Below are 13464 nucleotides of genomic sequence, written 5' to 3' on the forward strand. Positions count from 1 at the left end.
CGTCGGCGAGGGCTGCGACACCGCGCGGGGACCGGTACCGCGACGGTGGGCGTCGACCCGCGCGGGGTGGCATGGACGTGCGACGTTCCGGGTACCAGCGGTGACAGGGTGGTGACCAATGGGCGAGGAAGTCGGCGTACAGACCTTCAGCCGCCAGGATCGGGCACGCTATCGGGACAAGGTGCGCCGCTGTCTCGACGTCTTCGCCGAGATGCTGCGCGAGTCCCGGTTCGACGTCGACCGGCCGATGACCGGGCTGGAGATCGAGCTGAACCTGGTCGACGCCGAGTCGATGCCGGCGATGCGCAACGCCGACGTGTTGCGCGCGGTGGCCGACCCGAGCTTCCAGACGGAACTGGGCCAGTTCAACATCGAGATCAATGTCGCACCACGGCGGCTGACCGGTGTCGGCACCGCCGAGTTCGAGGAGCACGTACGCGCCAGCCTGAACGCGGCCGACCAGCAGGCCCGTACGGTCGGCGCGTACCTGGTGATGATCGGGATCCTGCCCACGGTGCGGCCGGAGCACCTGACCGCCGCCACGCTGTCGGCCAACCCCCGCTACGCGCTGCTCAACGAGCAGATCTTCGCGGCCCGGGGAGAGGACCTGCGGATCGCCGTCAACGGGGTGGAGCGGCTGGCGATCACCGTCGACACGATCACGCCGGAGGCGGCGTGCACCAGCACCCAGTTCCACCTCCAGGTCAGCCCCGGGCAGTTCGCCGACTACTGGAACGCCGCCCAGGCCATCGCCGGGGTCCAGGTGGCGCTCGGCGCGAACTCGCCGCTGTTCTTCGGCCGTGAGTTGTGGCGCGAGACCCGGGTTCCGCTGTTCCAGCAGGCCACCGACACCCGCCCCGAGGAGATCAAGACCCAGGGCGTACGCCCCCGGGTCTGGTTCGGCGAACGTTGGATCACCTCCGTGTTCGACCTGTTCGAGGAGAACGTGCGCTTCTTCCCGGCGTTGCTGCCGGTCTGCGATCCGGAGGACCCGTCCGAGACGCTCGCCGCCGGAGGAGTGCCGCACCTGGCCGAGTTGCGGCTGCACAACGGCACCATCTACCGGTGGAACCGGCCGGTCTACGACGTGGTGCGGGGCCGACCGCACCTGCGGGTGGAGAACCGGGTCCTGCCGGCCGGGCCGACGGTGCTGGACACCGTCGCCAACGGCGCGTTCTACTTCGGGCTGGTCCGGGCACTCGCCGAGGCCGACCGGCCACTGTGGTCGCAGATGTCGTTCAGCGCCGCCGAGGAGAACTTCAACACCTGCGCCCGGCACGGCATCGACGCCCACGTCTTCTGGCCCGGCCTGGGCTACCTGCCGGTGACCGAGTTGGTGCTGCGCCGCCTGCTGCCCCTGGCCCACCACGGTCTGGACCGGTGGGGTGTCGAGCCCGACGAGCGGGACCGGCTGCTCGGCATCATCGAACAGCGCTGCCTGACCGGCCGTAACGGGGCCAGTTGGCAGGTGGCGACCCTGCACCGGTTGGAGTCGGCCGACCAACTGGACCGCCCGGACGCCCTGCGCGAGGTGGTGCGGCACTACGTGGAGCTGATGCACAGCAACCGGCCGGTCCACGACTGGCCGATCCCCTGACCACCTCCCGACACAAAGCGTGACGACACCTGCACGGCGACTACCGTGAGGGCATTTCGTCCGCCGGGTGGAGAGGATCCCGCCGATGTCGCGGTCACTACGTCACGCCGTCCCACTCACCGTCGCCCTGCTGGTCGTGAGCCTGCCGCAGGCCGCCACGGCGAGCCCCGGTCCCACTCAGCGCGACGCCGCGCCCCTCACTGTCACCTCCTCCGCCCACCGGCACCCGTCGGCCACCACCCCCGGCCAGGTACGGACCACGCTGCGGGACGCGGCCACCGGAGCCGTCGCCCGTGGCTGCGTGTGGCTGGTCCCGGCCGAACGCGACCGGCTCACCGTCGTGGCGCTCGGCGAGGAGCAGGCCGGTCGCCACCTCAGCTGCACCGACGTCGACGGAGGCGAGGTGCTCGCCACCGACGTGCCGCCCGGCCGTTACCACCTGCTGGCCCGCCCCTATGACACCGCGCGGCACGGCGTGCAGTGGGTCGGCCGCCACGGCGGCACCGGCCAGCGGGAGCATGCGGCGACCGTCCAGGTGCGACCGGGCCGGACGGTCACCGCCCCGACGGTCCGGTTCGACCCGCCGGGCACGGTCACCGGTCGGGTCACCCGCGCGGCGGACGGCACCCCGGTCTCCGCCGGATACGTGCTGCCGCTGCCGGTCGTCCCCCATCCGAAGTACGGCGACCACGGCCCGATGACCGACGACGACGGCCGCTACACGCTCACCGGCCTCGGGCCGTACCACTGGCCGCTCTACTACACCGGCTACGGGCTGGCCAGCCAGTGGTCCGGTGGCGTCGCCGACCGCAGGCAGGCGCGTCCGGTGCGGGTCCGGGCCGGCTCGACCGTCACCGCCGACCAGAAGCTGGTCGCGGGCACCGTGGTCAGCGGCACCATCACCGTCGACGAGATGCCGAACTATTCCCAGGTGATCGCCTTCCACGCGGGCACCGGCGACGTGGTGGGGACCGTCGACGTGGGCTCCGACTACACCCTGCGGCTACTGCCGGGGCAGCGGGTGCTGCTGCGCTGCGACTGCGCGTACGCGCCGAGCCGCTGGTTCCCGAACGCGGCGGAGGTCTCCGGGGCACGGCCGGTACGGGTCGGACCCGCCCCGGTCACCGCAGACTTCGACCTGACCGGTCCCGCCACCGCGTCGGCCCGCTGACGAGCATCCGGATCCGACCACCGGTCGACCCGGTGGCCGGCGGTCAGCCTCGGCGCAACGCGTCGAGGGTGAGTTCGGCGGCCCGGGCGAGCAGGGAGTCGTCGCTGTCGGCGTCGGGCCGGTCCCGGCTGGAGAGCACGGCCAGCACGATCGGGGCCCGCTCCGGCGGCCAGACGACCGCGATGTCGTTGCGTGTCCCGTGGGCGGCCGTACCGGTCTTGTCGCCCACCTCCCAGCCGTCCGGCGTGCCGGCCCGGATCGTCGTGTCTCCGGTGGTGTTGCGCTTGAGCCAGTCGACCAGCACGGCCCGGTCCTGCGCGGAGAGGGCGTCGTCGACCGCGTACGCCCGCAACGTGGTGGCCAGGGCGCGGGGCGTGCTGGTGTCGCGGTCGTCGCCCGGGACGTACGCGTTGAGGTCGGTCTCCCATCGCGCCGGTTCGGTGACCTCGTCGCCGAGGTCACGCAGCACCTGCTTGAAGCCGTCCGGCCCACCGAGTCGATCGAGCAGCAGGTTCCCGGCGGTGTTGTCGCTGTAGCGCACCGCCGCGTCGGCGATGGCGCGCAGCGACAGGCCGGTGTCCACGTGCCGCTCGGTGATCGGCGAGTAGGTGACCAGGTCGTCGCGGGAGTAGCTGACGACCCGGTCCAGTTCCTCGGTCGGAGTCGCGGCGAGCACCGCGGCGGCGGCGAGGGCCTTGAAGGTCGAGGCGTACGCGAAGCGCTCGTCGGCCCGGTGCGTGACGGTGTGGCCGGTGCCGGTGTCGACGGCGTACACGCCGAGGCGGGCGTCGAACTCGCGTTCCAGCGGCGCGAAGTCGACGGTGATCGGGGCGGCGGACGACCACCCTTCGGTGACCGTCGGTGTCGTGGTGGTCGGGGTGCCCGGCGAGCAGCCGGCGGGTAGGCCGAGCGCCAGTACGGCGGCGAGCACGACGGCACAGCTGTGACGGGTACGGGCCACGGTTGGGGTCCTCCTCCGAGCAGGGATGTAAAACTTTCTAGACATCGAGTCTAAGAAACTTTACTCTGGGCATGTCAATAATTCTTTACATCGAGGAGCCGGTGATGACGCACCAGGAGAAGCGGGCCTGGATCACGCTCGTGGTCAGCGCGGTCGCCTACGCCGGCTACGTGGCCGTGATCCTGAGCCGGGCCGACGACGGGCGGCTGACCTCGACGCCGTACGCCGGTGTGCTGCTCTGGACGATCGGCGGCGCGATCGCCGCCAGCATCGTCGTCGAGATCGTGCTGGGCGTCGTGAACCCGCGCGCCTCGCGGGTCAGCGACGTGCGCGACCGGGAGATCGGGCGACTCGGCGACCACGTCGGGCAGGCGTTCGTGGTGATCGGCGCGGTGTCGGCGATGGTGATGGCGATGGCCCAGTGGCACTGGTTCTGGATCGCCAACGTGATCTACCTCTGCTTCGTGCTGTCGGCGGTGGTCGGCTCACTGGCGAAGGTCGTCGTCTACCGCAAGGGCGTGCCGCAGTGGTGAAGCCGACGCGCGTCACCAACAACATCCGGGCGCTGCGTTTCGCCCGCGACGAGATGACCCAGGCCGAGTTGGCCGAACGGCTCGGGGTGACCCGACAGACCGTCATCGCCATCGAGCAGGGCCGCTACTCCCCCTCACTGGAGATGGCCTTCCGGATCGCCCACGTGCTCGGCGTACGACTCGACGACGTGTTCCAGTACCCCGAGGAGGAATCGTGAAGGCCATCGCGTACGACCGTTACGGTCCACCGTCCACAATCCGGCTCCGCGACCTCGACCGCCCCACCGTCGGCGACCACGAGGTGCTGGTGCGGGTACGCGCCGCCGGTGTCGACCCGGGAGTGTTGATCTTCCTGACCGGACGCCCCTACCTGGTGCGGCTCGCGGCCGGGCTGCGCCGCCCCCGGGTGCCGGTGCTCGGCCGGGACGTGGCGGGCGTGGTGACCGAGGTGGGTGCCCGGGTCACCCGCTTGCGCCCCGGCGACGAGGTGTACGGCACCTCCCTGCGCGGGTCGTACGCCGAGTTCACCGCCACCCACGAACGGCGGCTGGCCGCAAAGCCGACGAACCTGACCTTCGCGCAGGCCGCCGCCGTGCCGATCTCCGGAATGACGGCGCTGCGCGCGGTCCGCGACACCGGCCAGGTGCGCCCCGGTCACCGGGTGCTGGTCATCGGCGCGGCCGGTGGGGTCGGCTCCCAGGCCGTGCAGATCGCCAAGGCGTACGGGGCGAGTGTCACCGGCGTCTGCAATCCCACGGCGATCGACGCCGTCCGCGCCCTCGGCGCCGACGAGGTGCTCGACTACACCCGTGAGGAGATCGACCGGGACGGCCCGGTCTACGACGTGGTCATCGACACCGGCGGCAACCGCCCGCTGTCGCTGCTGCGACGCGCGCTCGCCCCGCGCGGCACCCTGGCACTGGTCGGCGGCGACTGGACCCGGGGCGCGGTGCTCGGGGGCTACGGCCGCCAGGTGCTCGGCGCACCCCTGCTGTCGACAGTCGTCGGCCACCGGCTGCGCGCCGTCAGCGCCCGCGAGCGCGTCGAGGACCTCGAAGCGCTGCGCGACCTGATCGAGTCGGGCGCGCTCACCCCGCCGATCGAGCGCAGCTACCCGCTCGCGGAGACGGCCGACGCGCTGCGCCACTTCACCGACGGACATCCCATCGGCAAGATCGTCATCACCGTCGACGCACCCGGTTAGGTGACCGACCCGGACCTGGGCGGTCCAGCCCGACACAGCGGGCGGGACCGCCGGGCTCGGCTCAGGAGGAGGGCACGTACAGCATCCGCCCGGTGGTGTCGGGTCGGGTGTTGACGACCACGTCCGGGGTCGCGTCGGCCAGCACCTGGGCGTGCACCTGGGCCGGGGTCCAGGTCGGGTGCTCGGCGAGGATCAGCGCGGCGGCGCCGGCCACGTGCGGCGCGGCCATCGACGTACCGGTCATCGTCGCCACGGCGGTGTCACTGCTGTGACCGGCCGAGACGATGCTCTGCCCGGGGGCGAACAGGTCCACGCACGGGCCGTGGTTGCTCAGCCAGGCGGCACCGTCGTCCGGCCAGGTCGACCCCACGGTCAGCACCGCCGGGATGAAGGCCGGTGTCTTCGAGCAGGCGTCACCGGCGTCGTTGCCGGCGGAGGCGACCACGGTCACCCCCGAGTTGATCAAACCGATGGTGGCGGCCTCGTAGGCGCCGGGACTGACCGAGGTGGGCCGGCCGAAGCTCATGTTGGCCACGGCGGGATGCTGCGCGTTCGCGGTGACCCAGTCGATGGCCTGGGTGGTGGTGGCGATGTCGCCGGTGGCGTCACACGCCCACACCCGCACCGCGACCAGGGTGACCTCCTTGGCCACCCCGTACGTCTCGCCGCCCAGCGTGCCGGCGACGTGGCTGCCGTGGCCGTAGCAGTCGTCGGCGGACCCACCGTCGATCACGTCGATGCCGCTGACGGCCCGTCCGCCGAAGTCCTCGTGGGTGAGGCGGATGCCGGAGTCGATGACGTACGCGTGCACCCCCTGGCCGGCGCTGGGCGGATAACTGAACGAGTCGTCCAGCGGCAGGTCACGCTGATCGACCCGGTCGAGGCCCCACGACGGCGGGTCCGGCTGCGTACCCAACGGCGCGGTGAGCGGCGCGGTGAGCGGCGCGGTGAGTGGCGCGGTGAGTGGCGCGGCGAGCGGTGTGGTGTCGGCCAGCCGCACCCGGCGGTTCTGCTCGACGAAGGCCACCGACGGTTCGGCGGCGATCCGCCGGGCCGCCGCCTCGTCGGCCTCGATGCTGAAGCCACGCAGGGCCGCCGCGTAGCGGTGCCGAACCGTCCCGCCGTGCCGGTCGACCAGGGACCGCGCCGTCCGCTCCACCGCGTCCGCGGCGGCACGACGGGCCGGTGCGGACATGGCCCCGGCCGGCACCCGGCCGTCGCGCGCCAGCACGCCGCTGCCCTTGAGCACGACGCTGTCCTTGAGCACCACGATGTAGCTGCCCGGCACGGCGCTCGGCGCGCCGGCTGCGATGATCGGGGCGGATGCCGCCGCCGCTGGTGCGCCGACGCCGGCCAGCGACGCGACCGCCACCGCCGTTGCCGTCACCGTCGCGGCCGATCGACGCGAAGTGCCCCTCAGGAATGCATGGACCTGCGGTAACCGCATGTGTCGCCCTTCCGACCGACCCCCGTTGCGGTCCCCGTTGTTCCGCAGCTCGACGGGGCCATCGATCAACGACGATGCTACCCGCTGCACGGCCGTCGACCACGGGCCGTCAGGTCGCGTAGCGCACCGACCACAGGCCGCACAGCGCCACCACGGCGAGAGTGACCAGGGCAACGGCAAAGGGCCACCAGCGGCGCCGCGGACGGACCACCGCCAGACCGGCGGCGGCGAGCGCGATCACGGCGACCACCACCGTCCACGTGGTGGCGGTGGGCACCCGGTCGGCCGCCCGGCAGCCGGCCGGAGCGGGCAGCACCGCCGCACACAGGTCGTGGCGGGGCACCGCCAGCCACCAGTAGCCCACCCACGCTGCCGCCGCGATCGCGACGGCAGCGGTGATCCCGAGCCAGGAGGCAAACCGTCCGGACCCACCCGGGCCGACCGCGTCCCCGCTCATGGCGGTCAGTGTATTAGTCGGCGTCGTGGACCGCCCCGGTCAGTCCACGCCGAACTCCATGGCGGCACGGTCGAGCGCCTCGTCCTCCGCCGACGGCACACCCCGGGAGGCGATGGCCTCCGCACCACCCTCCGGCATCGCGCCGATCAGTCCCGTCGAGGCCGCCTGGGCGGCACCGACCACCCGCTGCGGAGCACCGCCGACCATGCCCAGGTGCGCGTACTGCTCCAGCTTGGCCCGCGAGTCGGCGATGTCCAGGTTGCGCATGGTGAGCTGACCGATGCGGTCGGCCGGGCCGAAGGCCGAGTCGGTCGTACGCTCCATCGACAGCTTGTCCGGGTGGTAGCTGAAGGCCGGTCCGGTGGTGTCCAGGATGGAGTAGTCCTCGCCCCGACGCAGCCGCAGCGTCACCTCACCGGTCACCGCCGTGCCGACCCAGCGTTGCAGCGACTCGCGCAACATCAGCGCCTGCGGGTCGAGCCAGCGGCCCTCGTACATCAGCCGACCGAGCCGACGGCCCTCGTTGTGGTAGTTGGCCAGGGTGTCCTCGTTGTGGATGGCGTTGACCAACCGCTCGTACGCGGCGTGCAGCAACGCCATGCCGGGCGCCTCGTAGATGCCCCGGCTCTTGGCCTCGATGATTCGGTTCTCGATCTGGTCGGACATGCCCAGCCCGTGCCGACCACCGATGGCGTTGGCCTCCAGCACCAGGTCGACGGCGCTGCCGAACTCCTTGCCGTTGATGGTGACCGGCCGACCCTGGTCGAAGCCGATCGACACGTCCTCGGTGGGGATCTCCACCTCCGGATCCCAGAACCGGACACCCATGATCGGGTTGACCGTCTCGATGCCGGTGTCGAGGTGTTCGAGGGTCTTCGCCTCGTGGGTGGCCCCCCAGATGTTGGCGTCGGTGGAGTACGCCTTCTCGGTGCTGTCCCGGTACGGCAGGCCCCGCGCCTGCAGCCACTCCGACATCTCCTTGCGGCCACCGAGGTCATTGACGAAGTCGGTGTCGAGCCACGGCTTGTAGATGCGCAGCTGCGGGTTGGCCAGCAGGCCGTAGCGGTAGAACCGCTCGATGTCGTTGCCCTTGAAGGTCGAGCCGTCGCCCCAGATCTGCACGTCGTCGGAGATCATCGCCCGGACCAGCAGCGTCCCGGTGACGGCCCGGCCCAGCGGCGTGGTGTTGAAGTACGCCCGACCGCCCGAGCGGATGTGGAAGGCGCCGCAGGTCAGCGCGGCCAGACCCTCCTCCACCAGGGCGGCACGGCAGTCGACCAGCCGGGCGACCTCGGCGCCGTAGCGGAGCGCCCGATCGGGCACCGACGCGATGTCGGGCTCGTCGTACTGGCCGATGTCGGCGGTGTAGGCGCATGGAATGGCGCCCTTGTCGCGCATCCACGCGACCGCGACGGAGGTATCGAGGCCACCGGAGAAGGCGATGCCGACACGTTCACCGATGGGCAGGGAGGTCAGAACCTTGGACACAAGGAAGAGTATGCACCAGCACGCATACCCATGCAAGCCGGAGTCCCGGATCGCCGCCGTCAGCCCGGTGGCGATCCGGCAGACGCGGGACTGACCGGGGCGCGGGCGGCGCGGGCGGCGTCTTGTAGCGCGGCGACCGCCATCCGGACCGCCGGGGTGTGCTCGACCGCGTCGTGCACCACCACGTGGATCGACCGGGTCGGCGCCGGGCGGAGCAGTCGGACACAGGTCACGCCCTCCGGCAGCTGCGCCGCGCCGAGCGCGGGCAACACCGTGAGACCGATGCCGGCGGCGACGAAGGCCAGCGCCGTCCGGTAGTCGTGCGCCTCGACCCGGAAGGCCGGGCTGAACCCGGCGGCGGTACAGGCTTCGATGAGGGCGGCGCGGCACCAGCCCCGGGCGAAGTCGTTGTCGACCCACCGCTCGTCGGCGAGGTCGGCCAGATCCGTCTCCAGCGTGCCGTCGAGGCGGTGCCCGGCCGGCACCACGGCAACGTACGGGTCGTCGAGAAGGTGGTGGGCGGTGAAACCCGACCCGGGGTCGAAATCGGCGCCCGCCACGACCACCTGGACGTCGGCGCGCTCCTCCCGGCTGTCGGGAATGTGTTCGCGCAGTTGCAGGTCGAGCCGCACCCCGGGAAGTTCGGTGAGGATGGCCTGCACCACCTGCGGCATCCAGGCCGCGCCCACCGACGCGAAGTAGGCGATGGACAGTGCCCCGGTGCGACCGGTGCGCAGGTCCGCGATGAGCGATTCGGCCGCGCCGACCCGGGCGAGCACCCGATCCGCCTCGGCGGCGAGGGCGTGCCCGGCGGCCGTGGGCCGCAGGCCCCGACCCGCTCGGGCGAGGAGGGTGAGACCCGTCTCGCGTTGCAGCGCGGTGAGGTGCTGGCTGACGGCCGACGGCGTGTAGCCGAGGTTGGCGGCGGCGGCCTGGACCGACCCGGAGGCCACGACGGAACGGAAGACCCGGAGGCGATGCACGTCGAGCACGACACAACAATAAAGCGCGACTAAACAGTTGTGAAGAAACATTCGCTGGTGCTGAACCTTCGGGCGGCCGAGAATCGCCCCATGAGCAGCCCGTCGACGACCGGACCCGCCGCACCGATCCCGACCATCCATGGCGGGACCGGCACCACGCCGCGCAAGGAGCGACCCCGGTCCTGGCCGATCGTCGCCGCCGCCGGGACCACCGTTCTGCTGTGGGCCTCGGCGTTCGTGGGCATCCGCTTCGCCGGGCACGACTACTCCCCCGGCGCCATGGCACTGGGCCGCATGATGGCGGCGTCGGTCGCGCTGACCGTCTTCGTCGCGGTCACCGCACAACCGCCCCGCCGGATCGCCCTACCCGGTCGCGGAACACTAGGGCTCGTCGCACTCTGGGGAGTCGCCTGGTTCGGCGGGTACAACGTGGCGCTCAACGCCGCCGAGCGGCTCGTCGACGCCGGGACGGCGGCCCTGCTGGTGGCCGTCGCGCCCATCCTCGTCGCGGTGGCCGCGGTCCTCGTGCTGGGCGAGCGGCTCACCGGCCGGCTCGGTGTCGGGGTGGCGGTCGCCTTCGTGGGGGTCGCCCTGATCGCGGCCAGCGGCTTCACCGGGCACGCCGACAAGCTCGGCGTCGCGCTGGCGGTGCTCTCCGCCCTGCTGTACGCCTTCGGCGTACTGCTCCAGAAGCGTCTCCTGGCGCGGATGGACGCGCCCACGATGACCTGGCTCGGCGCGCTGGCCGGGACGGTGGCCCTGCTGCCGTTCACCCCCACCCTGCTGGCGGAACTCGCCGCAGCTGAGCCGCCGGCCACCCTGGGCGTGCTGTTCCTGGGCGTGTTCCCGACCGCGATCGGTTTCCTGACCTGGGGTTACGTGCTGTCCCGCTGGACGGCGGGCCGTACCACCGCCGCCACCTACCTGGTCCCGCCGGTGACCGTCCTGCTGTCCTGGACGCTGCTCGGCGAGGTACCGGCACCCCTGGCGCTGCTCGGCGGCGCGCTCTGCCTGACCGGCGTCGTCTTCGCCACACGTCGCTGACACCGCCCTGCTGGCCCGCTGCCCGGCCGATGAACATGTGCGTGGAATGATGGCCACATCGATCGAGGGCGGTGCGGAGCCGGTCGCGAGGAGTGTCGAGTCGATGAACCTTGACCCGTTGTGGACCGACCTGACGAATGAGCTGTTGGACATCCTTGCCGCGTACCGATCCCGGATAGCCGAGTTGGACGTGCGGGAGAAAACCGACCGAACCCTGCTCACCGAGGCCGACCTCGCGGTCGAAGACATGGTCATCACCAGGATCCGCGCGGTGGACCCCGAGGCACGGGTGCTGGCAGAGGAGTCGGGCAGCGGTGCGTGGCGGCCCGGTGAGGACGAGGAACCCGAGCGGATCTGGGTGATCGACCCGATCGACGGCACCGCCGAGTTCGTCAATCCGCGCAGCGTCGAGTTCTGCTCAGTGGTCTGTCTGCTGGAGCGGCGGGAGCCGGTCGCCGCGCTCATCGTCGCGCCGGAGCTGGGCGACGACGGCAATCCCATCGTGGTGGTCGGCAGCCGAGCCGACGGCACGATCACGGTCAACGGCAGACCAGCGGCATACAACACCGGACCCGTTCGTGTCGCATCTTTGACCCGCAGCGCCCGATCGGAAGCCCCGCCGCACGAGACCGCCATGACCGAGGCCGGTTACGCCCTGAAGACCCGGACCACGTCACAAACGCTGGACATGGTGCGTACCGCCCTGAATCTCACCGGTTTCGCGACGAACGCACCGCGTTTCGACCTCTTCTACCGCCCTCGACAGAAGGTCTGGGACGGCCTCGCAGGCTTGTGCCTCGGTGAGATCGTCGGTCTAATGTCCACAGATGTGAAGGGGAAACGGCATCTGCCGGTGCCCATGGAAACGCTTGCCCAACCAGAGCCGACTTTCGCCAGCACCGTGATGGGTCGCCCGGAGGCCGTCGAGTGGTTCGTGGAGCTAGCCGGGGACTCCCGCACCGGAACACCGAAGTCCTCGTAGACGTCACGTCGATCATCAGCGCGGAAGATTTCGTCGTCGCGCAGAATCGTTCGACTCGGCCCGATGATCCGTTCGCCCGTCAAGCATTTGTCGAGTTGATCCAATCCTTGATCTTCATGGAACGGGTGTGGGTGGCGCACCCGGTACTCGCCCACCCTTCAGCCGCCGACTTCGGTGCCAGGCCGTATCTCCTCCGGGCGTTGACCGACGCGGGACTGCTGCACCCTCTGCAACTTACCGACAATGAGATCGGCCGGGTGCGCGAGGCCGAGGAGACGGCGCTGCACGAGTTGCAGAGCTGGCGCGGAAACCAGGTCCTCGGCCAGTTCATCGAGCAAGCTGTCACCTGCGACGACGCCCTTCCCCACGCGCGAAACTCGCTGTCGAAGCGTATTCACGGCTGGTGTGCCTTCCAGGCGGCGAACGTCCGGATCGCCGGTCATCACGCGGATCGAATCAACACCTCCGACGGCGTGGAGGACGATCCGTTCGGCACCTGGGCGCGAGCGGCCTCGATCGTGCTACGTGGCTCGCTGAGAGCCATGGCACCGCCAGGCGAGGAGGTCTACGTCGCGGCCACCCTCGCGCGTGGGCTGAAGTACCAGGCGCGAGCGGACGCCACCAGCCGGTCCTACCAGGCCCATCCCGTCCGGCGTGACTTCCTGCTGACCTTCGACCTCTCCACCGAGGGTGCGACGGAGACCGTGGTACTCGACGTCATCAAGGCTATCCGGGGGATCCACGAGTCCCTCGTCACGGCGGCGGACGACAGCGACAGCCACCGCGTACAACTCCTCGAACTCGAGCTACCGCTGCTCGGCGGTCGCCTCTGGCAGGCGGACGAGACCGGCCGGCTCGGTGAACGCGACTGGATCGACCTGGTCGTCACCCGGATCGCCGACTACCGGGACAAGGCAGCCGAGCTGCGGGCCGCCGTCGCTCGCTGCGTCACCGACGAGGACCACCTTCGCCTCGCCCGCGACATCAACGGGGCGAAACGACAGCTTCTGGAACGGCTCGGTCTGCGCCGGGTGGCACTCTCGCCGGTCGAACAGGAGTTGGTGAACGGGGTGGCCTCGGTGACCGAGTCGGTGCCCGGTGTACCCAAGGTCGCCGGCATGTGGATCGGGGCACGCGCGCTCGGCAAACAGGTATCGGCCGCCGGCACACCGGTGCAGCGTTTCCTCTACAAGGAGTTCTACCGCGCCTGGAAACGCGCCGGCCGCTGAGATCCTCGGGCCTGGTCACGCTCGGGCCGTCGTCGGGCAGGCTCAGTCAGCAGGGTACGAGCCGACGAGATCAGTGCGGCCGGTCGTGCCGACTGTGACTGCTTTGCACCAAGCGCCTGCCCTGCACTATTCGATGCATCGCAATAGGGTCATCGGTCAGGAAGAGGTCGTTCGATTTGAGGATGCTTGCGTTCATCATGCGTCGTGTAAATGGTGACATTGAGGTAGAGCATTAGCCGCGCAGCACATACCCATAGGTTGATCTCTATCTGACTGGTGCTTTCGAGCCTTAGTGCGTGTTTGAGATGAGGTTGGTCAGGTCCGGTTGAAGGTGCGGCGGGCTTGTCGGTGTGCCGGTTGACCACGGG

General features: G+C 70.7%; 14 protein-coding genes. 8 read left to right on the top strand and 6 right to left on the bottom strand.

Going from position 1 to position 13464, the window contains the following annotated elements:
• The first annotated feature begins 118 nt into the window (after positions 1–118).
• Positions 119–1597 (top strand): glutamate-cysteine ligase family protein, encoded by a 1479-nt coding sequence (locus FF096_RS10685; RefSeq protein WP_155216786.1) that lies wholly within the window; start codon positions 119–121, stop codon positions 1595–1597.
• An 85-nt stretch (positions 1598–1682) separates the two neighbouring features.
• Positions 1683–2768, top strand: coding sequence for a hypothetical protein (locus FF096_RS10690; RefSeq protein WP_155216788.1), 1086 nt, complete (start codon positions 1683–1685; stop codon positions 2766–2768).
• Positions 2769–2811: 43 nt separating this feature from the next.
• Here the strand turns inward: FF096_RS10690 and bla are convergent, their stop codons facing one another.
• Positions 2812–3774 (bottom strand): class A beta-lactamase, encoded by a 963-nt coding sequence (bla, locus tag FF096_RS10695; RefSeq protein WP_155216790.1) that lies wholly within the window; start codon positions 3772–3774, stop codon positions 2812–2814.
• Between the two features lie 26 nt (positions 3775–3800).
• Between bla and FF096_RS10700 the strand changes: the two genes are divergently transcribed.
• Genes FF096_RS10700 through FF096_RS10710 form a run of 3 tightly spaced genes read left to right on the top strand, consistent with a single transcriptional unit; the run spans position 3801 to position 5466 of the window.
• On the top strand, positions 3801–4262 hold the full coding sequence (locus FF096_RS10700) for a hypothetical protein (protein WP_230462443.1): 462 nt from the start codon (positions 3801–3803) through the stop codon (positions 4260–4262).
• Entirely contained in the window at positions 4256–4480 is a 225-nt protein-coding gene (locus FF096_RS10705) for a helix-turn-helix transcriptional regulator (RefSeq protein WP_375335320.1), read from the top strand. The genes FF096_RS10700 and FF096_RS10705 overlap by 7 nt, the downstream gene beginning before the upstream one ends.
• Positions 4477–5466: an NAD(P)-dependent alcohol dehydrogenase gene (locus FF096_RS10710; RefSeq protein ID WP_309223048.1), complete on the top strand. Its 990-nt coding sequence runs from the start codon at positions 4477–4479 to the stop codon at positions 5464–5466. The genes FF096_RS10705 and FF096_RS10710 overlap by 4 nt, the downstream gene beginning before the upstream one ends.
• A 61-nt stretch (positions 5467–5527) precedes the next feature.
• Here the strand turns inward: FF096_RS10710 and FF096_RS10715 are convergent, their stop codons facing one another.
• The 4 genes from FF096_RS10715 to FF096_RS10730 form a co-directional block, all read right to left on the bottom strand.
• The gene (locus tag FF096_RS10715; RefSeq protein WP_309223049.1) at positions 5528–6853 is read right to left on the bottom strand and encodes a S8 family peptidase; all 1326 of its coding nucleotides are present in this window, start codon (positions 6851–6853) and stop codon (positions 5528–5530) included.
• Between the two features lie 169 nt (positions 6854–7022).
• On the bottom strand, positions 7023–7370 hold the full coding sequence (locus tag FF096_RS10720; protein WP_155216794.1) for a hypothetical protein: 348 nt from the start codon (positions 7368–7370) through the stop codon (positions 7023–7025).
• Between the two features lie 39 nt (positions 7371–7409).
• Positions 7410–8858, bottom strand: coding sequence for an argininosuccinate synthase (gene argG, locus FF096_RS10725; protein WP_309223050.1), 1449 nt, complete (start codon positions 8856–8858; stop codon positions 7410–7412).
• 59 nt (positions 8859–8917) lie between these two features.
• Positions 8918–9850, bottom strand: a complete 933-nt coding sequence (locus FF096_RS10730; RefSeq protein WP_309223051.1) for a LysR family transcriptional regulator — start codon at positions 9848–9850, stop codon at positions 8918–8920.
• 81 nt (positions 9851–9931) lie between these two features.
• Here FF096_RS10730 and FF096_RS10735 point away from each other — a divergent pair, with 81 nt between their 5' ends.
• The 3 genes from FF096_RS10735 (at position 9932) to FF096_RS10745 (ending at position 13096) form a co-directional block, all read left to right on the top strand.
• Entirely contained in the window at positions 9932–10885 is a 954-nt protein-coding gene (locus tag FF096_RS10735) for a DMT family transporter (RefSeq protein WP_155216799.1), read from the top strand.
• A gap of 103 nt (positions 10886–10988) precedes the next feature.
• Positions 10989–11867: an inositol monophosphatase family protein gene (locus tag FF096_RS10740; RefSeq protein ID WP_196222507.1), complete on the top strand. Its 879-nt coding sequence runs from the start codon at positions 10989–10991 to the stop codon at positions 11865–11867.
• A 95-nt stretch (positions 11868–11962) separates the two neighbouring features.
• Positions 11963–13096, top strand: a complete 1134-nt coding sequence (locus tag FF096_RS10745) for a hypothetical protein (RefSeq protein WP_230462445.1) — start codon at positions 11963–11965, stop codon at positions 13094–13096.
• Positions 13097–13245: 149 nt separating this feature from the next.
• Here FF096_RS10745 and FF096_RS26605 read toward each other — a convergent pair.
• A partial coding sequence (locus tag FF096_RS26605) for a hypothetical protein (protein ID WP_230462447.1) occupies positions 13246–13464 on the bottom strand: 219 nt, incomplete at its 5' end.

The sequence above is a fragment of the Micromonospora sp. CP22 genome (assembly GCF_009712475.1).
Lineage (GTDB): Bacteria > Actinomycetota > Actinomycetes > Mycobacteriales > Micromonosporaceae > Micromonospora.